This is a genomic window from Candidatus Chloroploca sp. Khr17, assembly GCF_004138165.1.
In the GTDB taxonomy this organism is placed as follows: Bacteria; Chloroflexota; Chloroflexia; order Chloroflexales; family Chloroflexaceae; genus Chloroploca.
Map to the genome: position 1 here is coordinate 18,814 of NZ_RYFF01000026.1, position 24,395 is coordinate 43,208.

The 24,395-nt window shown below is 59.8% G+C and carries 22 protein-coding genes; 17 read left to right on the plus strand and 5 right to left on the minus strand.

All coding sequences use genetic code 11. The annotated features are described in order from the left end of the window. The first annotated feature begins 276 nt into the window (after positions 1 to 276). Positions 277 to 1,626: a phosphomannomutase/phosphoglucomutase gene (locus EKD05_RS15335; RefSeq protein WP_129674256.1), complete on the plus strand. Its 1,350-nt coding sequence runs from the start codon at positions 277 to 279 to the stop codon at positions 1,624 to 1,626. Positions 1,627 to 1,863: 237 nt separating this feature from the next. Beyond that, positions 1,864 to 2,481 (plus strand): GNAT family N-acetyltransferase, encoded by a 618-nt coding sequence (locus EKD05_RS15340; RefSeq protein ID WP_129674258.1) that lies wholly within the window; start codon positions 1,864 to 1,866, stop codon positions 2,479 to 2,481. An 86-nt stretch (positions 2,482 to 2,567) separates the two neighbouring features. Here the strand turns inward: EKD05_RS15340 and EKD05_RS15345 are convergent, their stop codons facing one another. Then, on the minus strand, positions 2,568 to 3,125 hold the full coding sequence (locus EKD05_RS15345; RefSeq protein WP_129674260.1) for a PadR family transcriptional regulator: 558 nt from the start codon (positions 3,123 to 3,125) through the stop codon (positions 2,568 to 2,570). Positions 3,126 to 3,503: 378 nt separating this feature from the next. On the opposite strand from EKD05_RS15345, the gene modA reads away from it, so the two are divergent. The 6 genes from modA (at position 3,504) to EKD05_RS15375 (ending at position 6,601) form a co-directional block, all read left to right on the plus strand. Next, positions 3,504 to 4,400, plus strand: coding sequence for a molybdate ABC transporter substrate-binding protein (modA, locus tag EKD05_RS15350; protein WP_129674262.1), 897 nt, complete (start codon positions 3,504 to 3,506; stop codon positions 4,398 to 4,400). Between the two features lies 1 nt (position 4,401). Then, entirely contained in the window at positions 4,402 to 5,238 is an 837-nt protein-coding gene (locus EKD05_RS15355; RefSeq protein ID WP_205703952.1) for an ABC transporter permease, read from the plus strand. Positions 5,239 to 5,288: 50 nt separating this feature from the next. Next, entirely contained in the window at positions 5,289 to 5,501 is a 213-nt protein-coding gene (locus EKD05_RS15360; protein ID WP_129674264.1) for a molybdopterin-binding protein, read from the plus strand. Between the two features lie 30 nt (positions 5,502 to 5,531). After that, positions 5,532 to 5,690, plus strand: coding sequence for a TrmO family methyltransferase (locus EKD05_RS15365; protein WP_255427201.1), 159 nt, complete (start codon positions 5,532 to 5,534; stop codon positions 5,688 to 5,690). Positions 5,691 to 5,876: 186 nt separating this feature from the next. Continuing rightward, positions 5,877 to 6,185, plus strand: a complete 309-nt coding sequence (locus tag EKD05_RS15370) for a hypothetical protein (RefSeq protein WP_129674266.1) — start codon at positions 5,877 to 5,879, stop codon at positions 6,183 to 6,185. Then, entirely contained in the window at positions 6,182 to 6,601 is a 420-nt protein-coding gene (locus EKD05_RS15375; RefSeq protein ID WP_129674268.1) for a type II toxin-antitoxin system VapC family toxin, read from the plus strand. Before EKD05_RS15370 ends, EKD05_RS15375 begins: the two co-directional genes overlap by 4 nt. 325 nt (positions 6,602 to 6,926) lie before the next feature. On the opposite strand, the gene EKD05_RS15380 is transcribed toward EKD05_RS15375, so the two are convergent. From EKD05_RS15380 to EKD05_RS15395, 4 genes are all read right to left on the minus strand, one after another. Next, positions 6,927 to 8,582 carry a methanobactin export MATE transporter MbnM gene (locus EKD05_RS15380; protein WP_205703954.1) on the minus strand — a complete coding sequence of 552 codons (1,656 nt, stop codon included), beginning with the start codon at positions 8,580 to 8,582 and terminating at the stop codon, positions 6,927 to 6,929. A gap of 325 nt (positions 8,583 to 8,907) precedes the next feature. After that, on the minus strand, positions 8,908 to 9,879 hold the full coding sequence (locus EKD05_RS15385) for an MbnP family copper-binding protein (RefSeq protein WP_129674270.1): 972 nt from the start codon (positions 9,877 to 9,879) through the stop codon (positions 8,908 to 8,910). Positions 9,880 to 9,986: 107 nt separating this feature from the next. After that, positions 9,987 to 10,379: a hypothetical protein gene (locus tag EKD05_RS15390; protein WP_205703955.1), complete on the minus strand. Its 393-nt coding sequence runs from the start codon at positions 10,377 to 10,379 to the stop codon at positions 9,987 to 9,989. A 154-nt stretch (positions 10,380 to 10,533) separates the two neighbouring features. Beyond that, entirely contained in the window at positions 10,534 to 10,890 is a 357-nt protein-coding gene (locus EKD05_RS15395; protein ID WP_240695805.1) for a hypothetical protein, read from the minus strand. Between the two features lie 873 nt (positions 10,891 to 11,763). Here EKD05_RS15395 and EKD05_RS15400 point away from each other — a divergent pair. The 9 genes from EKD05_RS15400 to EKD05_RS15435 all read left to right on the plus strand — a co-directional run bounded on the left by EKD05_RS15400 (position 11,764) and on the right by EKD05_RS15435 (position 24,385). After that, positions 11,764 to 12,174 (plus strand): hypothetical protein, encoded by a 411-nt coding sequence (locus EKD05_RS15400; protein WP_129674274.1) that lies wholly within the window; start codon positions 11,764 to 11,766, stop codon positions 12,172 to 12,174. A 271-nt stretch (positions 12,175 to 12,445) separates the two neighbouring features. Beyond that, positions 12,446 to 13,120, plus strand: a complete 675-nt coding sequence (locus EKD05_RS15405; protein ID WP_129674276.1) for a c-type cytochrome — start codon at positions 12,446 to 12,448, stop codon at positions 13,118 to 13,120. Between the two features lie 381 nt (positions 13,121 to 13,501). Beyond that, positions 13,502 to 13,741 carry a GTP-binding protein gene (locus EKD05_RS27210; protein WP_129674278.1) on the plus strand — a complete coding sequence of 80 codons (240 nt, stop codon included), beginning with the start codon at positions 13,502 to 13,504 and terminating at the stop codon, positions 13,739 to 13,741. A 9-nt stretch (positions 13,742 to 13,750) separates the two neighbouring features. Next, entirely contained in the window at positions 13,751 to 14,074 is a 324-nt protein-coding gene (locus EKD05_RS15415; RefSeq protein ID WP_129674280.1) for a WD40 repeat domain-containing protein, read from the plus strand. Beyond that, positions 14,043 to 14,210: a helical backbone metal receptor gene (locus EKD05_RS25800; protein ID WP_165360757.1), complete on the plus strand. Its 168-nt coding sequence runs from the start codon at positions 14,043 to 14,045 to the stop codon at positions 14,208 to 14,210. The genes EKD05_RS15415 and EKD05_RS25800 overlap by 32 nt, the downstream gene beginning before the upstream one ends. A gap of 569 nt (positions 14,211 to 14,779) precedes the next feature. Further along, positions 14,780 to 16,258 carry a flippase gene (locus EKD05_RS15420; protein ID WP_129674282.1) on the plus strand — a complete coding sequence of 493 codons (1,479 nt, stop codon included), beginning with the start codon at positions 14,780 to 14,782 and terminating at the stop codon, positions 16,256 to 16,258. Beyond that, the gene (locus EKD05_RS15425) at positions 16,255 to 18,174 is read left to right on the plus strand and encodes an asparagine synthetase B (RefSeq protein ID WP_129674284.1); all 1,920 of its coding nucleotides are present in this window, start codon (positions 16,255 to 16,257) and stop codon (positions 18,172 to 18,174) included. Before EKD05_RS15420 ends, EKD05_RS15425 begins: the two co-directional genes overlap by 4 nt. A gap of 53 nt (positions 18,175 to 18,227) precedes the next feature. Beyond that, complete coding sequence (locus EKD05_RS15430; RefSeq protein WP_129674286.1) at positions 18,228 to 19,010, plus strand: thioesterase II family protein; 783 nt, start codon at positions 18,228 to 18,230, stop codon at positions 19,008 to 19,010. Then, entirely contained in the window at positions 19,007 to 24,385 is a 5,379-nt protein-coding gene (locus EKD05_RS15435) for a type I polyketide synthase (protein ID WP_129674288.1), read from the plus strand. The genes EKD05_RS15430 and EKD05_RS15435 overlap by 4 nt, the downstream gene beginning before the upstream one ends. Positions 24,386 to 24,395 lie beyond the last annotated feature (10 nt).

Genomic DNA, 24,395 nt, shown 5'->3' on the forward strand with positions numbered 1-24,395 from the left:
CTTAAACCCATAGTTGCGCTAGCTATGCTCGCCAGCACAAGCGCGATTGTTAGGAGCTGTCGGCCTTGAGCCGTAGCCCCCAGCCTCCCTCGTCCCAGGGAGCCGTTGCGGTACGAGAAAAAACGCAGATTGCTTGCCAAAATAGTACAAAGCGGCACGGAATCAGGGCTGATTGCTCTTCAGATCTGCATTACACCTTGCGCCGGTGTGGTAGCATACAGCACAGAAGCAACGACGCTACTGGGTGCGTCGCCGCTGAGTGCAAAGGGGGGCAACGTGGACGTCAACCCGTCAATTTTCAAAGCATATGACATTCGTGGCATCTATCCGACCGACTTGAATGAGGATGCAGCTTATCTGATCGGACGTGCGTTTGCAAGCTTTCTTGGGGTAGAAAAGGTGATCGTTGGGCGCGATATGCGGATCTCCAGCCCGGCCATTTTTGAGGCGGTGACCCGTGGTTTGATGGATCAGGGCGCCGATGTGATCAACATTGGCATGGTCAGCACCGATCAATACTATTTTGCCTGTGCTACGCTCGGTGAGGCCGGCATGATGGTGACCGCCTCGCACAACCCCAAAGAGTATAGTGGCTTCAAGATGGTGCGCCAGATGCCGTATTTGCTCAGCGGTGACGAGGGCATCCAGGATCTGCGTCATCTCGTTGAGAGCGAAGCCTTCGCGACCACGACCCGCAAAGGCACGATGACCGAGCTCGACTTCCAGGCGCAGTTCATTGAGAAGATGCTCTCGCTGATCGATGTTGATCTGCTCAAAGATCGCAAGCTCAAGGTGATTGCCGATACGGGCAACGGGATGGTGGGGCCTTCGCTGCAAGCGCTCTACGAGCGTTTGCCGATTGAATTTGCCGGGATGTACCTTGACCCTGACGGCAACCTGCCGAATCACGGCCTTGATCCGTTGCAGCCCGAGAATCGTGCGGAATTGCAGGCGCGGGTCGTGACCGAAGGCTTTGATATTGGCTTCCTCTTTGATGGCGACGGCGACCGCTTCTTTGCCGTGGATGATCGTGGCGCGTTCATCTCGGGCGACTTCCTGACGGCGATTATGGGTCAATATCTGCTCGAAAAATATCCTGCCGCCAAGATCCTCTACGACGTGCGGGCCTCATGGGCGGTACCAGACCTGATCAGCGCCAAGGGCGGTACCCCCCTGATGGAGCGGGTCGGCCATGCGTTCATCAAGCAGCGTATGGCAGCAGAAGATGCGGTCTTTGCCGGTGAAGTGACTGGTCACTACTACTTCAAAGATTTCTTCTATGCCGACTCGGGCCTCTTGCCATCGCTCTTCTTGATGGAGATGCTGGCGAAACGGGGCATCAAGATGAGCGATCTGTTGCAAGAGTTGGAAGCGAAGTACTTCATCTCGGGCGAGATCAACTCGAAGGTGGCCGATGTCAAAGGCACCCTCGAAAAGCTGGCTACACAGTATCCCGATGCCACTATCGAGCGCATGGATGGCGTCTCGGTGAGCTATCCGACGTGGCACTTCAACGTCCGTGGCTCGAACACCGAGCCGCTGATTCGGCTTAATCTGGAATCGGTTGCCTCACCTGAAGAGATGGCCGAGAAACGTGACGAGGTTCTGGGGCTGATTCGGTCGTAACCTGGCTTCTGCCAATGGTGCTTGAAGGTGTTACATTGTCATGCTGAATAGTCTGGGAACTAAGTTTTCTGGCGTCCTCAGCCGTCCACGAATTGGGGGCACGAAGAAACGAAGAGCGCACCGCAACGCCCATATTCGTTTCTTCGTGATCAGTACTCGTGGTCGGCGGCGCTACCGGGAAATGTAGTTCCCAGACCACTGAGTGGTCTGTACACCCCCTCGTTTTCTGGAGTTTTGATGCCACGCACATTGCCTGCTCATCCTTGGGCGTTTCGCCTTGCTGTCGCAACTGAAGAAGATTTTGCCGTCGTTGCGCGTCTTTTTGCGGCCCTGCACACCTTTAACGCTTCCCTCGATCCCCGCTTTGCCCTTGCCGAAGGCTGGCAGGCCTTGCTGCACGCGCATTTTGTGCGTACCCACAATACCCCTGGCTCGCTCTGGTTGCTGGCCTGGGTTGATGGGCCTGACGCTGATGCGGCGCAGGGCGAGCCGGTTGGCCTGCTTTTGATGGAGTCGCATCTTGACTCGCCGCTGTTTGCGCAACGCCGCTGGGCCGAACTGGTGGCGCTCTATGTTGATGAGCGTGCGCGTGGCACGGACCTAGCCCAACAACTGGTCAAAGCGGGGACAGACTGGGCGGCTGAGCATGGCTTTGATCGCGTGCAACTCTATGTTACTGCCTCGAACGAGCGGGCCAGGGCCTTCTACACCCGGGCCGGCTTTGCGCCTGCCCAGGAGATCTGGCGGCTTGAGGTAGAGCCACAGCCGGATGTGACCCCTCCCCCTGAACCCACTGATCATATGCACCCCGAACTCGGGCACCATCACCTCGCTATTGACCTTGACCGTGATTGATCCACATCTGATCTTTCCGTCCATACTTTGGTATGCGCGACAAGGAAGCTACAAGCATCCACGCTTATTTGGTAGCTGAGCCGATCCTAGTGCGGGGCAATGGGATCAAGCACGGTTGCACACTGATCAAGCCAGATCAGAATTGCTTCAAGTTGACCGATGCGAAATTGGATCACTAGCCGATCAAGCAACTCAGACGCGGGGATTGTGCCCAGTTGGAGCTGAAACTCCGCTAACCATCCCTGGCACGCGTCTATCTGTCGCGCAATCAGAAGCGCTACCGTTGCGGGATCTTCTTTTTGCGCAAAGTAGAGTTTCGCCATAAATTGCTGACGAAACTCACGCCCATGTTCAACCGGGAGGGTAACCCATTGCTGAAAAGCAGCCATGCCATGGCTTGTCAAGCGAAGCATTCGTCGTGGAGGACGTCGTCCTTGTTCCAGTGTTGTGCTTTCGAGAAACCCCTCGGCTTGCAAGCGGTCGAGCAACGCATAGGTCTGCCGCTGTTTCAGATGCCAGACCAGGTGCAAGATGGCCGTCTGCTTGAGGCGTTGATGCACCTCATAGGGATAGCTCTGCCCATCGCGTAGAAAACCAAGGAGTGCATACTCCATACTCAATGGTAACTTGACCATCGGACTCATACCCGATCCTCGCAGCAATTGAACACGTTAGCCAAGAGTCAGACATTCAAGCACGAACGTGTGTACGTGTTCACCTTTGGGGTAAAGCACCACCCTGGGAGCGCGGGCGGCTCGCCCGCTCTGGTCTGGATGCGGGCGAGCCGCCCGCGCTCCCAGGACACGTGTCAACAGGTACGAACGTGCATCGATTTGACAGAGAGGAAAGCTGATGCCATAATACCATTGTCTGCCAATACTGATTAAATCAATATTGATATACTGTTGTCTGTGACGACAATGACTGAGCGGAGCAGCTGCATTGCCTCGTTTCTTACCTCGCGGGTGGCCTGAGGCCATACGCAGATACGATATGCCGCGTTAGCTGTCGAAGGAGGTTCTATGAAACACGCAGCGCTCGCCGTCATTGCCGTCGTGCTGGCCCTCGTGCTTGCTGCCTGTGGCGCACCACAGGCGAGCCAGTCCACGAGTCCGCCGCCCCCAACCAGTCCCCCTGCCGCGCCTACCGAGGTTCCAACCACCGGGCCGACCGTTGCGGCTACCGCGACCACGCTCAGCGGCCCCCTGATCGTTTTTGCGGCCGCCTCGCTGACGGATGCCTTTGAGGCGATCGCAACCGCCTTTGAGCAGGCCTACCCTGGAACCGAGATCATCTTCAATTTCGCCGGTTCGCAGCAACTGGCAGCGCAGATCAACGAAGGTGCGCCGGCTGACGTGTTTGCCTCGGCTAATCGCAGCCAGATGGAGGTCGCGATTGAGGGTGGCCGCGTGATCAGCGGTACGCAGCAGACATTTGTCCGCAATCGGCTTGTTGTGATTACCCCCAGCGATAATCCAGCAGGGATCACGACCTTGCAAGATCTGACCAACCCTGGCCTCCGGCTGATCCTGGCGGATCAGGCCGTCCCTGTTGGACAGTATAGCCTCGCCTTTTTAGCCAGGGCCAGTGCCCTGCCCGCGTATACCGAAAACTACAGCGCCACCGTGCTGGCGAATGTGGTCAGCTTTGAGGATAACGTGCGTTCGGTCTTGACCAAAGTGGCGCTAGGTGAAGGCGATGCCGGCATTGTTTATAGCACCGATGCCGCCCTTGAGGCCGACAATATTCTACAGATTGCCATTCCCGACGAGTTAAACACGATCGCGAGCTACCCGATCGCGCCGATCGCTGATAGGGCAAACCCCGCGCTCGCGCAAGCCTTCATTGATTTTGTGCTCGCACCCGAGGGTCAGCAGATTCTGGTCAAGTACGGCTTTATCTCGCCTGAGGGAACATAGCGTGGAAACCTCGCTTTCAGGTCGCTCCTCGCAGCCAGGATCACGACCAGGCTACCGCCTCCGCAACATAGCGGTGTGGTTCGCTGCGCTGCCACTGCTTGCGTTCCTCGTGGTTCCCATTGTGGCGATGTTGCTGCGGCTCGAATGGGGCGACTTGTGGCAGACCTTGGGGACGTCGGTGGTAGCGCAGGCCATCGGGCTCAGTCTGGTGACCTCGCTCGCGGCGACGATTCTCGCCCTGGTATTTGGCGCACCGTTGGCCTACCTGTTGGCGCGGCGGCACTTTCGTGGGCGCACCATCATTGACACCCTGATCGACTTGCCCATGGTTTTGCCGCCGTCGGTGGCCGGCATTGCGCTGCTTATGGCCTTTGGTCGTCGTGGCCTGATTGGAGCGCCGCTGGCCGAATATGGTATCATGCTCTCATTCACACAGGTAGCCGTAATCCTGGCCCAATGTTTTGTCGCCGCGCCCTATTTTGTCAAGGCAGCCACGGCTGGCTTTGCCAGCATCGATCGTGAGTTGGAACAGGCTGCCGCCTTGGATGGCGCGAGTGCCCGGCAGGTCTTTGGGCTAATTACCGTTCCGCTGGCCTGGCCAGCGCTCTTCAGTGGCGCAGTGATGACCTGGGCACGTGCATTGGGCGAGTTTGGTGCAACCATCATCTTTGCCGGCAATCTGCCCGGTCGCACCCAGACCATGCCCCTGGCGATCTATCTGGGCTTTGAACGAGACCTGAATCTTGCGCTAACCCTGGCGGTGATCCTGCTTGCCATCTCGTTCGCGGTGTTGGCACTGGTCAAAGGCTTGCTCAGGCAGCGCGTTGGCGTGAGTTAACGCGAACGGTAAAACGGGGTTCGTGAATCTTTTGTATAAGGAGAAATGACATGCGTTTGAGCGCACGAAATCAACTATCTGGTACGATCCGAAGTATTAAGGAAGGCGTCGTGACCGCCGAGATCGTGGTGCAACTCGCTGGCGGTGAGGAGATCGTGTCGGTGATCACCGTCGACTCGGTCAAGAGTCTGGATCTGAAGGTGGGCGACCCGGTGAAAGCCATCATCAAATCAACTGAAGTCATGATCGCAGCCGATGCGTAAGGCGAGGCGGAGGTTCCAAGTGGGGCTATCATTCATATCGAAGATGTTGATATGGTCGATGGCACGCCGCTGCTTGATATCAAACCGTATGTCCCGGCTTTCGATGAGCGAGTCGGTGCCAACATCGGTTGGTTCGCCGCAAATCTGCACCGCGTCCATACGATGCGCGCCGATGATCGATTTCGCTGATCAATTATCGTTCGGGAAGTTGGCTAGCTAACCTTCCCGGACGGTAGTACGTTCGCTGGCAAGAAATCGCAGCATAGGCCGTCAGGATGCGCCGATGCCAGCCTTGGCCCGGTAGCGATACACTTGTTCGCGTGATATAATGGCATACGTGGACTGTTTGTGAGCCAACACCGCAGGGGGCGTACGATGATTGTTGATATCGAACTGACACGGCGATCACATGATCGCTACGTCGCACGAGCATTGCAGTTCCCGGATGTCGAGGTTGAAGCAGTCTCACGCGAAGCCGCGCTTGCTCAGATACGCGAAGCACTCACTGCGCGTCGTCGGGCTGGCAGCGAGATCGTCCAGATCACCATTGACAACGGCAGCGCCGCACTGCAAGCGGCCTGGCCACATCATGCCGGCGCGTTTCCCGACGACGAAGCCTACCGCTCGATGCTTGCCGAGGTAGAGCGTCAGCGCCGTGAGCTTAACGAGGATGCTGAGGCGTGACGTTTCTCCTCGACACAGACCACGTCAGTCTCGATCAGCGCGGTCACCCGATCGTCCGCGCACGAGTTCAAGCTGCCGGATCTACACAGGTCGCAGTAAGCATCATCACAGTTGAGGAGCAAATGCGTGGTTGGCTCGCTGCGATCCGTGCTGCAACCACGCCCGAGGCTCGCACAACTGCGTATCAGCGGCTGCGGATGGCAGTCGAGTACTTCGCGAGTTTTGCTGTGGTCGATTACACTGTTCAAGCGGAAGCGCTGGTGAGCGATCTTCGTAAACAAGGTATCCGCATTGGGACGCAAGATCTGCGCATTGCTGCAATTGCAATAGTTCACGGTATCACGCTCGTGACCCGTAATACACGCGACTTTGCCCAGGTGCCCGGCCTGGTGATCGAGGATTGGTCAGCTATGTAGGCCGCTCGCAGACAAACGTGAAGGTATCGCCCTGGTGCTACGCCAGCACGAAGTGCGCCTGCGCTCCTTCGATCCTCAGTTCCCCCCGCCCGTGCATCGCATCCATTTCGTCCATCCCCGCGAAGCTGAAGCCGACTCGCCCCTCACCCTCGATTCGGCCATCGATATCGCCCTGCTGCAGCCCGACGTGATAGCTGCGGGTTCCGAGTTACCGGTCGCCCGACACGACTCAACGACCGAGCTTCGTTCGTTGGTAAGGTATCAAGAATGCGCGCTTCCAAGCGTCAGCACAGGACAAATCAGCGGTACCCACGAACGGCAGCTACTATCGCCCCAAGTCAGACGCCTGCGGTTCTGGCGCTTCGGCAAACGGGTCGCTGAAGCGTGGGTCGTTCACAAAGGTCTGGTCGGTTAGCGCTTCCAGGAAGGCCAGCAGGTCAGCCCGCTCCTGGTCGGTCAGGGTGAAGCCGCTTACAAGGCCGCTCTTGAGCGGGCTGTGCCGCCCATCACCGGCATATGGCCCGCTGAGGATGTGGCGACCACCTGCCTCATACAGGCGAACGACCTCTTCCAACGTCGCGACGCTGCCGTCGTGCATATACGGTGCCGTCAGCGCGACGTTCCGCAGGCTGGGGGCGCGAAAGCGGCCCATATCCTCGGGCCGGTTGCTCACCGCCGCCACACCAGTGTTATTGGCCGGGTAGGCGCCCTGGCCGTCCAGGTTGTAGAGACCGGTGTTGTGAAACGGGGTCTCGATGAAGACGGTATTGCGCTGCCGGGTTGAACCGGTGAAGTTGAAGCCGCCGTGGCAGTGGTGGCACTCGAGTTCCTCCGAGAGGAACATATCCATCCCACGCAACGCCGCCGACGACAGCGCACTGAAATCACCGGCCACGTAACGGTCGTACGGCGAGTCGGCTGAGATCAGGGCACGGTTAAAGGAGGCCAGGGCCTTGACGATGTTGCCCCAGGTATACGGGTCAGACTCGCCGGGGTAGGCTGCGGCAAAAAGCGCCTGGTAGTCCGCGTTGTTCTGGAAGCGGGCCAGCACCTCGGCCTCGTGCCCGGTGATGCCAAGCTCGACGGGGAACTCGCTGAACATCGGGATGAGGATCTGTCGCTCTAAGTCGGTCAATACCGGGTTGGCCCAGGTGAGCGTGCTGTAGTAGGCGACATTCGCCAAGCCCTGGCTGTTGCGGGTAAGCAGTTCGCCCGTTGCGCCGTGAGGGATGGGCTTGCCGTCGGTAAAGGCTCGACTCTGCTCGTGACAGCTTGCGCAGGCCATCGTCCCGTTGACCGAGAGGCGCTTGTCGTAGAAGAGCAGGCGTCCGAGCGCCACTTTCTCCAGCGTCATCGGGTTGTCGGGCGGGACATAGGGTGGCGGAAAGCCGGCGGGCAGGTTCCAGGCATAGGTATCTTCGACCTGTGCGGGTGCCAGCACATACCCCGCCTGGGCGGCATCGTCATGCACATGATTATGCCCATCGTGGCTGTGGCCTGGCGCCTCGGCCAACTGCGGCAAGGAGGGCGCAAGCACCAGACCGCCGCCCCAGGCCAGCAGTCCGGCACCAAGGCAAGGCATGACGCTGCGCACCAGCAGGGCGACCGGATTGCCCCGTGGGGGTGCGAAGGCCCCGGCATGATCGAGCCCCACCAGGGCGAGGAAAGCCCCGGCCTCGGCCAGTTTGGTGGCGGTCGCTGCCCAGTCAAGCGGGTGGGGCACCGTGGCAAAGGGCGTCGCCACTAGGTGCGTCAGCAACCAGAGCACCACGACCCCGCCCGAGAGCAGCAGCCCTGGCAGGCGCAGCGCCGGATCGAACCGATGCCACCAGAGCCCGGCATACCCGAGTTGGGCCAAGCCCAGGGCCGCGAAGATCAAGCCGTGAGCCGGCGCGTGAACATAGTGGTCGGGAGCGATCAACAGGTGAATCGCTCCAGCGACCATCATGCAGAAGAGGACGACACGTTGGATAGATCGCATTGGCTCGCTCCTCGTGTACTTTAGGGTTCAGGGTTCAGGGTTCAGGGTTCGGCGTGTAGCTACTCCCTGGCGGCTGAACTCTGATGCTGTTGCTTGTTGAACGCCCGCCTGAGGCCTCACAGGTCGTAGCGCGGGCTTCCAGCCCGCGTGGGGTCTGCGGGCTGGAAGCCCGCGCTACCATGGGCGGCTATGGACGATTGAGTATTCATTAGCCGGTACTCCAGCATACCAGGAAATTTCGTTCTCAGACCAGTGCGTACTACGCGTCGCGCCTGAGACCTCACAGGTCTTGAAGACCTGTGAGGCCTCAGGCAATAGGCAAACGCTACGGGTTTTGCAGCCGGAACAGTTGTTGGGGTCCGGCGACGGCTCCCGTCGTCAAATCCAGGCCGAAGCCAGCGAAGAGCGCAGGGCAGTCTGGGTCGCTCGGGCCAGACATGCAGCCGGGAGGCTCGGGTGTATTCTGGTCAAGGGGAACGCCCTTGAGCAGGCTGGCGAGGTCGGCGACGATGATGCTCTTGCTCGGGTCGAAGCCGTCGAGACGGGCCGAGACGAGGTTGGGGTTGCTGCATGGTGCGGTGGGGGCCGCAGCGCGGTCATTCGACTGGCAGCCAGTGCTGCCCATATGAATGAACCAGGCCGTTGGTGACGGGGCACCTTCCCCCTGCATCTCGCCCGCGCTGGTCGGGGCAGTGGCGCTCATGTCCATCGCCGGGGCAGTGGCGCTCATCTCCATCGTTGGAGCCATCGCCGCGTCAGCCATGCCGACCTGCATATCTACACGCATAAACTTGTAACCACCCTGCCAGTTCCACCAGAGCGCCTGGATATTGAGCGGTGAGGATGCGGCGGTGACGTCAACATGGTTGAGCGCGAAGGGCACGCCCATATCGAACGCGACTCCGGTGTACCGCCCGGCGGGTGCCGTGCCCTTGATCACGTTGTTGGTCGCTGAGTTGCCACTCTCGCTACAACCGGCGCTGCCATCTTCAAAGTCAAGCAGAGCGACGTTCTGGTACTGCCACACGCCATCCTGGGCGAGCTCAAGCGGAACCTCCTGACCCTGGGCGTTGATCAGGCGGATGTTGGACACATACAACCGCAAGTCGGTGAACGAGATCGCGCTACCCGAACTGCCAACGCCAGCGTAGGTCTGGCCGCAGACAGCGGGTTTGTCATCGACGTTCATAGCGAATTCGAGTGTGATATTGCCATCAGTATTGTTGGCCGGGCCGCAAGCAGCCAGGGCAAGCAGAAGCATGGCGGCCACAAGCAGGCCGCGAAGATAACGCAGCATAGAGAGTCCTCCCTTTCACAGTGCGAAAGCAAACACCAGCACAAGACACGGTGTTCTAGAGTCCAATTGATCCTAGAACATGCAAGTAGGCGAGCAGGCTGGGAAACTCAGGCGTGCAAAAGGCGAGGGGGTGGCGTAGGGGGAGGGATCGTGAGCGGTGCAAAGCGGCGAGCAGGTGGCAGGAAGAGCAGGGTGACCAGCAGGCTGGACAGCAACAGCAGTGGCGCAATGATCGAGACGAGCTCATAGAGCGCACGTGGCGTCATCGTTGTTGCCGGGGCCTCTGCTTGCCCCGTCGGGATCACGGTCACATCCTGCGCTGCCCTGGCGTGCTCACCGCAGAGGAAAAAGGCAATGGCGGGGCGCTCGGCGAGAAGTTGCTGCACAAGGCAGTGGATCACGCAACTGAGTGGGCTGAGCAAGCCAAGCTCGAGCGCGATCAGCAAGGCAACAAGGCGCGGCACCCAATGGCGCAGCTTGTTCGCCAGGGATGCCTTCACGCCCGAAGCCAACCGATGCCCAGAGGTCGGTATGAAATACAGGCTTTCATTTTTTGTGTATTTCATCACGAGCGTGATTATAGCAGCTTTGCTGCTGCGGGGCAATGAAGTTGCCCCGCAGCAGCAAAGCTGCGCTTGGCCTCTTTCCTCTCTCTTATCGCCGGAGCTGTGTTGCCGTCGAACAGCGAGCCGCAGACCTCGACCGTATTGCGCGCATCCGGGTTGAAGGAGTTCGACACGCCATCCAGGTGCAGCGCGCCGCCCCGCCGTGCCCGCGCACAACAATGCCGCCAGCGGTGGCGTCGGCAGCCCGGTTGTCGGTGAATGCGCTATTGTAGACCAGCAGACCAGTAGCAATGCCGCCGAAGGCCCCGCCGCTGCCCGCTTCGTTGTCATTGAAGCTGGCGCCAACAATGACCGTCTCGTAGATATTGGCGGCAAAGATCGCGCCGCCCTGATTATCTTCGTCAGTAATGCTGGTAGTGCGGTTGCTCTCGAAAGTTGTGTTCAAAACATGCAAGCGCGTACCCGGGTTCGCGCCAATCCAGATCGCGCCGCCGCGGGCATTGGCGTCACGGGCGAACGATGCGACGCAGGGCCTCACCAATCTAGGGCAAGGGTGCCGAGAAGTTCCCTTGTCGTGTAGGCCTCAATCCGCAAGTCGAAGGCACCATGTCTGATAGCCAGGGCTCTGCCATTTCGCGCCAAGCACCTGCTTAGGGCGACTGCATCTTCCGTTGGTGCGTGCCACCATGTGCGCGGATCGCACTCATCCGCCCATACCGTCGTCGTACACGGCTCGGCTACCGCGAGCGAAGCCGACCTTCGTCGGCTGAATCAGGCCACGAAGATGGCCTTTGCACACCACGAGCCGAGCCGTTATGGTCTTCCAGTACATAATTCGGTATGCGCCCGATGCCGTGGGGCTGAAGCCCTCGGCGAGGGGAAGCGAAGCCCGCCTGCGCGGGCTAGACCGGATTCATTTCGGGAAGATCATAAGCCGGCACTCCCTTCGGCAGCAGAGCAGAAAACTTATTTCCCAGACTACTGAATGCAGCGGCAATCGGCATCGCGCTGCGCATCCATGCGTCGGGGTCGTGGGTTGCCCGCTTCGTTGGCAGCGGCACCCTACGCGAACTGACCAGCGCGAAGGTCGCGCAGGGTGAGCCTAGGTGCGTAGGGAGATTGCACCTCTGGGCGCATCGCCGCCGCCGGAGCGCAGATGATCAGCGGTGTGAACAAGTGACTGATTCGCGTCGTGCTACTCCAAGATGGACGAAAGCGGTAGCACATAGGACAACGCTGATCTGATGGTTGGAGGAAGGGCATCACGTGGTATAATTCCGCTCGTCCAGATCCATCGCCCGCAGGCGAAAGCGCATCAATGATAGCAACGCATGTCAAGCGACGAACCCGGTCGAGTTTCCTGCCGCTCATGCCTCGCACTGCGACGGTGATCAGCTGCACTGCTGCCTTGCTCATTGGCTTCATCAACCCCATCCTGTGCCTCATCCATTGCGCGTTTTCCCGTCAGCACACAACGCTGACGAGCGAACAGCAGATCTTTCTCTGCGACCTCGAACCTAGAATAACATCCAGCGTAAGCGCACCCTTCTCGGCGGTCTGGAGCGGCCCCCGCGCGGTCTACCCAGCCCTCCAGGTTGCCCCGCCGATGCTGGTCGTCATCTTCATTATCGTGCTCAGGCTTGATTTCCTCATCGCTACGGTGCGTATCTATCTTCCGCCACCCAGCTTCCCTCCGCCAAAAGTGCGCCCCCACCTCACGGTGCGCTGAAATCGTTGCGTGTGCCTGCCGTTCTCGGCGTTTGGCGCTTGACGCTTGACGCTTTGCGCTTTGCGCTTGACGCTCTGCGCTTTGCGCTCTGCGCTTTGCGCTTGACGTTCTGCGCTTGACGTTCTGCGCTCTGCGTTCGGCGTTCTGCGCTCTGCGCTTTGCGTTCGGCGTTCTGCGCTCTCCAATCAGGTACCGCCTATGATTCAGCGCATCGACCATCAACTAGCACGAACTATTGTTCATCACTTTGGCATCTTATGGAGGTATGCATATGAGTTGGCGTCCAACGAACCATGATCGCCGCGGGTCATCATCATCTAGACCTGCGCACACCGAGCCCTCACTGCTCAATCCCACGTTGCTGATCCTGATCGGTGCCGCCCTGGTTCTGGGGGTGGTTGGCGTTGGGTTGATCGTTATCTTCGGCGGAGGGATGGGTCAGCAGGCTACGACGGCCATGCCGCCGCAGCCGGTTGCTGCCACCCTACCGCCGGCCGCGACCGCAACCTCGGCCCCGACCGCAACCCCAGCCCCGACCGTTGCTGCCCGTAGCCGTGCGACGCAAGCCACTGCGGCACCCGTCAGCGCTGCCGAGGCCGGGCCTGTGGAGACCACCGGCGATGCTGCTGCTGGTGCTGCCCTCTTCGTCGCCCTGCCGTCCGAGGCCATCGCCGTAGGCGGGATCAACTGCATTACCTGCCACAATATCGCTCCGGGGAGCGGCACCCTCGTGGGGCCGAGTCTGAGCGGTGTTGGCGCTACGGCCGCCTCACGCCAGCCTGACCTGAGTGCCGCGCAGTACCTGCGCGTCTCGATCATCAACCCGAACGCCTATGTCGTGGACGGCTTCGCTGCAGGAACGATGCCAGCGGTCTATCAACAACAACAGGGGCTCACCTCAGCACAGATTGAAGATCTGGTGGCCTATATGCTGACCTTGCCGTAACCACTTCTCGCATGGCCTTGCCGTCTGTGCGTATGGCATGACAAAGCCGCTCAGGGAGGATGCCCTCCCTGAGCGGCTTTGTCATGCTGCTGGCGGCTGATGCAACGTCATCCTGATCGCCCGCAGATGACGCAGATACGGAAGCTATCATCTGCGTCATCTGCGGATGCCACCTAACCCTATTGGGACGTTGCATCAGCTCTGGGGCTTCCCGCCCTATAAAGGTTAGCAATCCGTGAAAGCTGCTCTATCGTCCCTTCGTGCCACACCGGCGGCCACGCTGCGCATCAGATTGAGCTCGGCCACCACCACCTGGCGATGGAGCTTGAGGCCTGCCCTGACGAGGATCAAACGAAGGCTTGAGACCTTGACCCACAGCGGTTGAACGCCTGGCTCGCACGGCTGCTGCGCGAGCAAGGCACCGACATCTTCCGCATGAAGGGCGTGCTGCGCATTGCCAACGACCCGCGCCGCTTTGTCTTTCAGGGCGTGCATATGCTCTTCGATGGTCGCCCGCACCACGCATGGGGCAGCGATCCACGCACCAACAAGCTCATCTTCATCGGACGCAACCTGGATCGCGACGCATTGCATGCCGACTTCCAGGCGTGCCTGGTATAAGGAGCCGCGATGTTCTCTTCTCGCCAACGTGGTCGCGCCGTGCCGACCGATCCGCTTCGCCCCACGCTCACCCAGGGCTGGCAGGCGCAACTCGACGGCTACATCATCAGCCTGCGCTGGGCGTCCCATGGGCAATCCCTGGCGGCTGCAACCGTTGATGGCCCGATCACCATCTTTGCCGCCGACGGTACGCGCCTTCATGAGCTTCCCGGCCACACGATGGTCACCACCGCGCTCGACTGGCATCCTGAAGGACGGATCATGGCTTCGTCTGGGCAGGATGGGCACGTGCGGTTGTGGGATGCCGTCACCGATCGCGGCCCTGCGGCCTGATCTGGTGCTTGCCGGCCAGCAGGAGAACCGCGAGCGCGATGTGCTGGCGCTCGCCGCCGCTGGGATCAACGTCTGCGTGACCGCGATGCGTAGCGTCGCCGATGGACAGCGCAACTCGCCGCCCTGGCAGAGGTGAGCGTCGCCGATGTGACAGCGCAACTCGCCGCCCTGGCAGAGGTGTTGGACAATCCTGCATAAGGAAGCCTCATAATCGAGTTTCATGCCATCAAGCGATGCCAACCATGCGCGGATCTGCGTTTCTTGTTGGCTGCGCGTGCGCGGGCTCTTGCAGAGGAAGCGCATCAGCCTTGTCCCCAGCACCTCTTGGCGCAGCGTTTCCAGGCTGAGAAGGTGCGGGATCTGATGCTTCACGTGCGCACCGACCTGGGTGGTGCTGATCCCAGGCAGAGCAGGGGCGCGGCGGATCGGACTGAGGACACGCTCAGCCGTGGCTGGGTTGATGGCAAGGAGGGTGAATTATACATTTAGTCATCTGCATATCAGGAATGATTTAGCATAGTGTTAGATCACCATGATAGCCTCGTAGCACCCACAACGATTTGCAGTGCCATAATATAATCCTAATAGACAACGAAAATCATCATTATGGAGTAAATCGAAATATCTGCAATAATGCATTTTGCATCTACATGTGTCTGTTCAGGAAATAGTTTGTATATGCTGAAGGGGCGTTTGCCAGATTAGATGACAGATGCAAATACGGATGCTCAGACCAGATCTTCCCTCGGGAGAACGATCCTTCGCAATACGCTCTTTGTTTCTTCGGGTGGCGGTCTGATCCGCTTATTGACGTTTGCCTACACGATCCTTTACGTACGTACCCTTGGCGAGAGTGTCTATGGACAGTATGCCACGGTGCTTGCATTTGGCGGTCTCTTTGGCATCTTTTTTGAACTTGGGATGACGCAGTATGTTGAGCGTACGCTGGCGCAGGATCGTTCGCGTCTTTCCGAGTTGCTCTGGTTGCTGATTGGCGTGCGTCTCTTGCTGGCGCTTGCGGGCATTGGATTGTTGCCCCTGCTGGCCCTTGGCCTTGGCTATGAACGCGTCATTGTTCTGAGCATCCTCGTCTTGAGCCTGACGTATGTGCTTGCTGCGGTGTTGGCCCCGTTGATGGTCATCTTTACTTCTCATGAGCGGTATGACCTTTGGACGTTGTGCCAGGTGGTTGGTCAGGTTGGCACCATTGCGATTGGGGTACCGGTACTGCTGATGGGCGGCGGGCTCGTGGCGCTGGTGAGTGTCGGACTAGTGGTCATGCTCTTGCAGATCGTTGTTTGCCTGGGCTGCCTCAGATACATTCATCTTGATCCAGTGCATTTCAACTTTGACCGGAGAGCTGTACCGGGTTTTTTGCGTGCGAGTCTGCCGTTCGCGCTGAGTGCGCTTGCCTTGACGATCAGTTTTAACATTGATACCGTTCTATTGAGCTTGCTCCAGCCGAGCGAAGTTGTTGGGTGGTACAGTGCGGCGTATAAACTGGTACCAACGGCGATCTCGATCCTTGGAGGGTTTTTGACGGTGATTACGCCGTCGCTGGCCCGTACCTATGTGAGTGATCGTGAGACGGTGCATCATTGGACCCGGATAAGCATAAAGTGGCTCGCGCTTTTTGCGTTGCCTGTGGCGATGGGAACGTCGCTGCTTGCCCCCCAGATTATTGCGTTGCTTTATGGTCCAGCCTTTGCGCCAGCGGCGGTGGTTCTGGCGGTCATCAGTTGGGACATCCCGTTGCGGCTGTTCAATGCGTTTGCCGGCAATGTGACGGCGGCAGTGGGCCTAGAACGTGCCGCGTGGCGCACATTTATGACAGGAGCCCTGATTGGGGTTGTCTTGTACGCGCCGGCGATTATGGCGTTTGGCATGCTTGGCGCGGCAGTTGTGACGGTGCTGACTGATGGCATCAATGCGATCCTCTTTTACCGATTGATCGGCAAGCATTTGCATACGAGCGAAGTGGGGGTTACACTGCTGCTCGTATCTGCGGCAACGCTCGCGATGGGTGGTGTGGTCTGGGGTGCGGGGCAGTTTACAATTTTGCCAGTAACGGTGGCGCTTGGGATGGTGAGCTATAGCATTCTTGTTGTGATGCTGCGCCTGGTTGACCGGGCGGTTGTGGCGCAAGTGATGGCCCTGATTATGCGCAGGAGGCGTGTGATATGAGCGGGGTTTTCGGCTACTTTGGCTCAACCGCGTCGGCTGTCACTGTTGCCCGTACGATGGGGGTGGCGCTGAGTCACCAGCGGCGTTCGGTGGTCACGCTTGGGGCGGCCGGTGCCGAAGGGGCGTTGGGCCATGTCGGCATTGGTATTTTCAATCGCCGCGCCCAACCAGTGACAAATGCGGATGGATGTGTTCACCTCTGTCTTTGTGGTGAATTCTATTATCAGGATCGTCGGCGGGCCGAACTACACGCGGCGGGCGCACTGGCAGTTGATGCCGATGATGCGACCCTGGCGCTGGCGATGTATTTGCGCGAGGGTGCGACCGGCCTTGCCCGGCTCAATGGCGCGTTTACCGTAGCGGTATGGGACGAGAGTGTGGGCGCGTTGATCATTGTCAACGACCGTTTTGGCTTGTACCCGCACTACTACGCACATCCCGCTGGCGCATTGATCTTTGCCCCCGAGATCAAGGGCGTGCTGGCGGCCCCCGGGGTGCCGCGTCGGCTCGATTATACTGCCGTTGCCGAATATGTACGGTTTCAGCAGTTGCTTGGCGAGCGCACATGGCTTGAGGGTGTGCATTTGTTGCCGCCTGCTGCTATTCTGCGCTATACCCCTGCCGATGGTAAGGTGGTGTTGACGAAATATTGGGATTTTGATGCGATCAAGCCTGCGCCACGGGTGAGTTTTGACGAGGCCGTTGAGGAGACGATTGGCCGTTTTCAGCGTGCGATTGACGTCATGACGTTGCCGCCAGCGCGGGTAGGCGTCTATCTGAGTGGTGGGCTTGATGGGCGCACGATCCTCGGCTTTATTCACCCAGATAGGCCCGTGCAGACACTGACCTTTGGTGCGGCAAGTAGTCGTGACGTGCATTATGGAACTGCACTGGCACAGTGTGCCGGGCGACCACATCGCTGGTTTTCGCTTGATGATGGCCGCTGGGTATTGGAAGAGGCTGATCGTCACCTGATGCTCACCGAGGGCATGCATAGCTGGATGCATGCGCATGGGATGAGTACACTGGAAGAGGCCAGCGCGCTGATCGATGTCCACCTGAGTGGATGGGATGGTGGAACAACAATGGGCGGGCGGATCGGCGAATATGCTGATGATTATTTATTTCGTGAAGCGACAAGCGAGGCGACCTTAGCGGCACGTATGTACGAAGGGTTTTGTCGAGCCTTTACCTGGCCCGGTCTTACCGACGAGGAAGCCTCGGCCCTCTTTCTTGATGGCAACCTTGCGGGGCGGGCGCGTGAGTCATTGACGGCTGAATTGGCGCGGACGGCTCATTATGCGCCACCGTATCGTGCCGATTACTTTTATATACTCCAGCACTGTCGACGTTCGACCCAGAACATGATCGTCTTTCAGCGCTCGGCCTTTGAAGTACGCTGCCCTTTTTTTGATTACGATCTGATCAATTGGCTCTACAGCCTGCCAATGTCAATTCTTGCGTCGCCTGTGCTCCATCGGGCGGTGATCACCAGACGGATGCCAGCCCTTGCGCATATCCCGTGTGAAAAGGATAACCTGCCGCCGCATAGCAGCCCGCTGGTGCGTGGGAGGCATCGGGCCATGCACCGAACGCAACGCGTAGTGAACAGGCTGGCCGGGCCATACTTTCCAGAGCGTCCGCGGCTCTACGCCGACTACGAAAACTACCTGCGCCATGAGTTGAAGCCCTGGGCTGAAGCGATTCTGCTTGCCCCACGCACGCTCGAACGCGGTCTCTTCGATCCGGCGATGGTACGGCTGCTTTGGGAGCGGCACCAGCGTGGTGATGAGCTCTGGACGATTGGCAAGATTGCCCCGTTGATTACGCTTGAGCTTGTGATGCGAAGATTCATTGATGCAGCTGACCAATCAACGTGGCACGACGAGAACAAAACGCGAGAATGGGTTTCTTGAAGCTTGCGCGGCTCACTGGCATTCTGGTAGAGGGCAGCGAAGGAGCAGCATAGATGAAGACGCAGACTCTGTTGACAACTCAGCGCTGGCTGGTCGAGCCTGAACCACCGCAGCCAGATGCCGCTGTCCGCCTGATTTGCATGCCCTATGCTGGGGCCGGCGCGGTTGTCTACCGGCCGTGGCGCCAGGCATTGCCGTCACGTGTGGCGCTGAGCATCGCGCAGTTGCCAGGGCGTGAGACCCGCCTGCGCGAAGATCCGGTACGACGGATGGAGCTTTTGATCGAGGCCTTGACTGAAGCGGTAGCGCCGCTTGCGGCACGGCCATATGCATTATTTGGGCATAGCATGGGGGCGCTCGTTGCGTTTGAGCTTGCCCGCGCCTTGCGGCGCATCGGTGTGCCACCGCCGGTCTGCCTGTTTGTTTCGGGACGCCGAGCCCCGCAGTTGCCTGAGACCGAGCCTCATGTGCATCAGCTTGCTGACGGACCGTTTGTTGGCGCGATGGTGCGGCGTTACAACGCCATTCCGCGGGTGATCCTTGAAGATATCGAGTTGCTCCGCCTCTTTCTGCCCGCCTTGCGGGCGGATCTCGAGGTGATCGAGACCTATGCGTACACCAGTGAGGCCCCGCTTGGTTGCCCGATCGTGGCGCTTGGTGGCGCGAGCGACGTACGGGCTACGGCAGATGACCTAGAGGCCTGGCGGACGCAGACGGCTGCCGGGTTCGAGGTCGTTCAGTTTCCAGGTGGGCACTTTTATTTGCAGACCGAGCGACGTGCGCTGATCGACCAGATTGTGCGCGCACTCGGAGGGCAGCAAGGAGCAGAGCGATGAGCGAGCAGGCGATGCGATCAAAGGGTCAGGCAACGGGCGACCGCGAGCCGATCGCGATCGTCGGCATTGGCTGTCGGTTGCCAGGTGGTGCCGATAGCCCGGCGAAGCTCTGGCAATTGCTTGAAGACCGCGTCAATGCTGTGGGTCTCATCCCACCTGACCGCTTTGATCGTGAGCGTTTGTACGACGAGCGGCCTGCGATGCCGGGCAAGATTATGACCCGTTGGGGAGGTTTTCTCGACGATATTGATCTGTTCGACGCCGAGTTTTTTGGCATTTCGCCCCGTGAGGCCGAACGCCTTGATCCGCAGCAGCGCCTGTTGCTTGAGGTTGCGTGGGAGGCGCTTGCCGATGCGGGCATTGCGCCCGCAAGTTTGCGTGGTGGGCAGGCGGGCGTCTTTGTTGGGATGTGGCTCAATGAGTTTGAGTCGCGTCTGTTTGCCGATCCTTCCAGGCTCGATCTCTATATGACAACTGGCAGTGGACGTTATACTGCTTCGGGCCGGATTGCGTATATGCTTGATATCATGGGGCCAAGCATAACCGTTGATACCGCGTGCTCTTCTTCTCTGGTGGCGATCCACCTGGCCTGTCAGAGCCTATGGAGTGGTGAAACCCCTCTGGCGCTTGCTGGCGGGGCAAATGTGATCTTGCAGCCTCATATCACCATTGCCTATTCGCAATCGCGTATGCTGGCGTCTGACGGTCGCTGCAAGTTTGGTGACGCGCTTGCTGATGGTTATGTGCGTAGCGATGGGGCCGCAATGGTGGCCTTGCGCCGGCTCTCTGATGCGCTTGCCGCAGGCGACCCGATCTACGCGGTGATTCGTGGGAGCGCTGTGACTAACGATGGACGGAGCAGCGGGTTTCTTGCGACGCCTGGGCAGTTTGGGCAAGAAGAGATGCTGCGTCGTGCGTATGCAAACGCCGGCCTTGATCCGCAGGCAGTCCACTATGTTGAAGCCCATGGCACGGGGACGCGTGCCGGCGATCCGGTTGAACTTGGTGCCCTGGGAGCGATTGTTGGCGCGGGCCGTCCTGCTGATCGGCCGTGTCTGGTTGGTTCAATCAAGACGAACCTTGGCCATACTGAGGGCGCGGCGGGTGTTGCCGGGATGATCAAGGTAGCCCTGGCGCTCAAGCATCGACACATTCCCGCGTCGTTGCACTTGCAAGAGCCAAATCCGAACATATGCTGGGATGGCTTGGCGATTTGTGCCGAGGCCCAACTCTGGCCTGACGATGGTCGGCCTGCGACAGGCGGTGTTAGTTCGTTCGGCATTGCTGGTACGAACGCCCATGTGGTGCTTCAGGAGGCACCAGTTCAATCTGTTGGAACAGCCCTTGATCGGCGTGCGCAGCTTCTGGTGTTCTCGGCCCATACGCCTGCGGCCCTGGTTGAGCGTGCTCGTGCGGTGCAGGGCGTGGTGAGTTCAGATGGTTTGAGCCTGGCTGCGCTCAGTTATACTACCGGGGCGCGGCAGGCCCACCTTGGTCATCGGCTTGCGGTTGCAACCCACGATCGCACCGAAGCCGTGGCGGCCCTGGCGGCTTTTGCGGCTGGCGGCACCCATCCGGCGCTTCGGCAGGGTGAGGCGGCTGGAGAGCCTCTGCAGGTTGCGTTTGTTTTCCCCGGCCAGGGTTCGCAGTGGCTTGGCATGGCCCGCCAGTTGCTCGATGAAGAGCCTGTCTTTGCGGCTGCGCTTGCCCACTGCGACGAGGTCATTCACCACGAGGCGGGTTGGTCGTTGCTAACAGAACTGACCGCCGATGAGCGTACGTCGCGTCTGGATCAGATCGATGTGGTGCAACCCACGCTCTTTGCTATTCAGGTCGCGCTGGCGGCCCTCTGGCGGGCCTGGGGGATCGAGCCTACCGCTGTGGTTGGTCACAGCATGGGTGAAGTAGCGGCCGCACATGTTGCGGGTGCGCTGAGCCTGGCGGATGCCGCAGCAATCATTTGCCGGCGCAGCCGTTTGCTCCGCCGTGTGCGTGGGCAGGGGGCGATGGCTGTGGTGAGCCTGCCGCTTGCTGAGGCGCATCAAGCCATTGCGGGGTTAGAAGATCGTCTGGCCGTTGCGGTGAGCAACAGCCCACGTTCGACGGTATTATCTGGCGATCCGACTGCGCTTGAGCGTGTCCTGGCGCAGCTCCAGGCGCGCAATATCTTTTGCCGCCTGGTCAAAGTTGATGTGGCCTCGCATAGCCCGCAGGTTGACGGGTTGCTTGATGAGTTGGTGGTGGCACTCGCGACGATTGAGCCGCTGCCTGCGCATACGCCGCTCTGCTCGACGGTGACTGGTGACATGTTGGTCGGCGAGGCGGCGCGAGCCGCGCTTGGCCCCGCTTACTGGATGCATAATCTACGTCAGCCGGTGCGCTTTGCAGACGCGGTCGTTCAGTTGCATGATCATGGAGTGAGCGCATATATCGAAATGAGTCCGCACCCGATCTTGCTTGGGCCGGTAGAGGAGACCCTTGAGTACCATCAGCGGAGAGGGCTGACGTTGCCGTCGCTGCAACGCGGCCTGGCTGACCGCGTGTGTATGCTCGGGGCACTTGGTACGCTCTATACGCATGGCATTGCCCCGCATTGGCACGCCCTGCATCCAGCAGGCGGTACGCATGTGGCACTACCCCCGTATCCGTGGCAGCGGCGTCGCTACTGGATGTTGCCAACGACGTCTGATCCGGCGATGACATCTGTCTCCGATGGCACGCTGCTTGGTCGGCAGTTGCCGTCTCTTGCCATTATGCCTGATACCCGGATCTGGATTGGCAGCATCCAGGCAAGCGCCGTTCCTCCCGTGCTACGCGAGCGCATTGCTGGGGTTGAGTTTCTCTCATGGGCATACTATGTGGGCCAGGCTCTTCAGGCTGCGGCAGGCTCAGGAAGCGTGCATCTCGGGCAAGTTGTTTGTGAGCAGGAGCTTATCCTGGCAGGTGATGAGACGCGCATGTCTCAGGTTGTGCTTGCCAGGGCGGATGGCGAGCGCAACGTGCGGATCTTTAGTCGGCCTGGGGAGGATGAAACCTGGGTGGCGCACGTGCAGGCGCGCGTTGATGCCAGCGTGGACATGGTGACGCAGGCGTTTGCGCTTGATGCCATTTGCCCCGATGTGCCTGTTACGAGCGCAAGTCCTGTCGGGCTGATCGATGTGCGTCGTAGCAGCAATGAGGCATTGGCCCGGCTGGCACCTGTTGATGAGGAGCGGCAGGAACTGGCTGACGCTCTTGCTCTTGGGGCGGGCATGGGCCTGCTCCGTGAATTGGTCGCAGAGCGTGTTGCTGACGAGCAGGTGGTGACCGAGATTGGGAACGTCGCATGGCACGAGGGTCTGATCCCGGTGTGGGTGTATGCACGATGCAACGAGGCGAGCGTTGATGGGCATGGCGGTGAGGTGTACCTGCTTGATGAGCAAGGCCAGGTGGCAATGGGCGTCACAGGGGTGCATTTTGCGGCACCGAGTGATGCGCTCAAGGAACGTGCCGCGCAAGCACGGGCGGCTGATTGGCTCTACGAGTTGACCTGGCGGCCACTTGCGCCTACCTCGCATCCTCGTTCGGCGCACCTGTTGATCTTTGCCAACGGCACGGGACCTGGTGAAGAACTAGCCCGGCTCGTGCAGGAACAGGGCAGCCACGCTGTATTAGTCTATCCTGGGGATGCTTTTGCGCAACTGGATGCTGGCAGTTATCGCGTCGATCCTGCCGACAGCGAGGGTATGCGCAGGCTGTTCACCGAAGCATTGCCGCCCCAAAGCGAGAGGTGGGATGCCGTTGTGTACACATGGGGGATCGGGTACAGTGCGACCAGCGGCCTGACGGTTGAGCAATTGCTGTCCCGTCTTCAGGAGCTTGCGGGTGGTGCTTTGAGTGTCGCTCAGGCGCTTGCCGCTGAGCAGGCTGGGGCGCGGCTCTGGCTGATTACCCAGGGGGCGGTTGATGCAGGCAGCAACACCGTTGCGCCCGAACAAGCGACGCTGTGGGGGCTGGGGCGGGTTCTGGCTAACGAGCACCCAGAGCAGTGGGGCGGATTGATCGATCTGGATGATAGTAGGGCGGATGTGGCTCAACGGTTGCTTGATGCGCTTCTTGCGGGTGACGGCGAGGATCAGGTTGCCTTGCGTGGCAGTGTGCGCCAGGGAGCGCGGCTCAGTCGAACACGCTTTGGCCCGCCTGGGCCGGCTCTACGGCCTGATGTGACCTACCTGATTACTGGTGGGCTTGGTGGCGTGGGGCGTGTGCTCGCCCGCTGGATGCTGGACAATGGCGCCCGCAACGTCGCCTTGCTTGGCCGTAGCGTTCCTGGCGAAGCGTACGAAGCGCTGCTGCGTGCATATGGCGAGCGTGACGCGCAGATCATCTACCTGCAGGCCGACGTTGCGCAAGCCGCTTCGCTGGCGGAAGCTCTGGCGGTGATCGCGGCATCGATGCCACCGCTTGGCGGCATCATTCACACGGCAGGCGTGCTTGATGATGCTGCGCTGCTTGGTCAACGCTGGGGCCATTTTGAGCGCGTCATGGATGCCAAAGTGCTTGGTGCGTGGAATTTGCACCAGCAGACGGCTGGCCTAGACCTTGACATGTTTGTGGTCTGTTCGTCTGCCAACGCCCTGATTGGCATGCCAGGTCAGGCCAACTATGCTGCGGCAAACGCATTCCTCGATGCGCTGGCCCAGATGCGGCGCGCTGCGGGCCTGGCTGCGCTGAGCATTAGTTGGGGGCGCTGGGACGAAGTTGGCCTTGCCACGCGTGAGGGTCGGGATGCCCACCTTGAGCGGCGTGGGCTTGCCGCGATGGAGCCGGCCAGCGCTGCTGCTGCGTTTGGGCTGTTGCGAAGCGATCCGCGTGCCCATATTGCTGTGGCAGCAATCGATTGGACAACCTTGCTTGGCAGCTTGCCTCGTGGTGATGGCAATGCACTCTTGCGCCAACTCGCTGACGAAGGAGCGCTTCGCCCGCAAGCGGCCACGGTACAGCATGATCTGCTGGCAGTACTGACGGCGACCCCTGCGAGCGAGCGATACGAGCGTTGCCTGGAAGCGGTGCGTGGGCTGGTTGCGACGGTATTGCGCTTTGAGCATGCCGACCAGGTTGCCCCTGACCGAGGCTTCTTTCAGATGGGCATGGATTCGCTGACAGCGCTTGAATTGCGCAGCCTGTTGGGGCAAAAGTTTGGGCGAACTTTCTCGGCTACATTGGCGATCGACTATCCAACGGCGGCTGGGCTCGCACGACACCTATTGGTTGAGCTTTTTCCCGTCGTGCTATCCGAAACGCCTGAGGAAGCTGCGCATGATGAGTTGGATGGAGTAGCCCGCGATGATCTCAAGGCACTGCTTGATGCCGAACTTGATGCGATTGATCTGTAACGGAGACAGG

What these genes read in the sequence shown, in the direction of transcription:
- EKD05_RS15340 (WP_129674258.1), top strand. Translation starts at nt 1,864, where the DNA reads ATGCCACGCACATTGCCTGCTCATCCTTGGGCGTTTCGCCTTGCTGTC.
- EKD05_RS15345 (WP_129674260.1), bottom strand. Translation starts at nt 3,125, where the DNA reads ATGAGTCCGATGGTCAAGTTACCATTGAGTATGGAGTATGCACTCCTT.
- modA (WP_129674262.1), top strand. Translation starts at nt 3,504, where the DNA reads ATGAAACACGCAGCGCTCGCCGTCATTGCCGTCGTGCTGGCCCTCGTG.
- EKD05_RS15360 (WP_129674264.1), top strand. Translation starts at nt 5,289, where the DNA reads ATGCGTTTGAGCGCACGAAATCAACTATCTGGTACGATCCGAAGTATT.
- EKD05_RS15370 (WP_129674266.1), top strand. Translation starts at nt 5,877, where the DNA reads ATGATTGTTGATATCGAACTGACACGGCGATCACATGATCGCTACGTC.
- EKD05_RS15380 (WP_205703954.1), bottom strand. Translation starts at nt 8,582, where the DNA reads ATGCGATCTATCCAACGTGTCGTCCTCTTCTGCATGATGGTCGCTGGA.
- EKD05_RS15385 (WP_129674270.1), bottom strand. Translation starts at nt 9,879, where the DNA reads ATGCTGCGTTATCTTCGCGGCCTGCTTGTGGCCGCCATGCTTCTGCTT.
- EKD05_RS15400 (WP_129674274.1), top strand. Translation starts at nt 11,764, where the DNA reads ATGATAGCAACGCATGTCAAGCGACGAACCCGGTCGAGTTTCCTGCCG.
- EKD05_RS15405 (WP_129674276.1), top strand. Translation starts at nt 12,446, where the DNA reads ATGAGTTGGCGTCCAACGAACCATGATCGCCGCGGGTCATCATCATCT.
- EKD05_RS15415 (WP_129674280.1), top strand. Translation starts at nt 13,751, where the DNA reads ATGTTCTCTTCTCGCCAACGTGGTCGCGCCGTGCCGACCGATCCGCTT.
- EKD05_RS25800 (WP_165360757.1), top strand. Translation starts at nt 14,043, where the DNA reads ATGCCGTCACCGATCGCGGCCCTGCGGCCTGATCTGGTGCTTGCCGGC.
- EKD05_RS15420 (WP_129674282.1), top strand. Translation starts at nt 14,780, where the DNA reads ATGACAGATGCAAATACGGATGCTCAGACCAGATCTTCCCTCGGGAGA.
- EKD05_RS15425 (WP_129674284.1), top strand. Translation starts at nt 16,255, where the DNA reads ATGAGCGGGGTTTTCGGCTACTTTGGCTCAACCGCGTCGGCTGTCACT.
- EKD05_RS15430 (WP_129674286.1), top strand. Translation starts at nt 18,228, where the DNA reads ATGAAGACGCAGACTCTGTTGACAACTCAGCGCTGGCTGGTCGAGCCT.
- EKD05_RS15435 (WP_129674288.1), top strand. Translation starts at nt 19,007, where the DNA reads ATGAGCGAGCAGGCGATGCGATCAAAGGGTCAGGCAACGGGCGACCGC.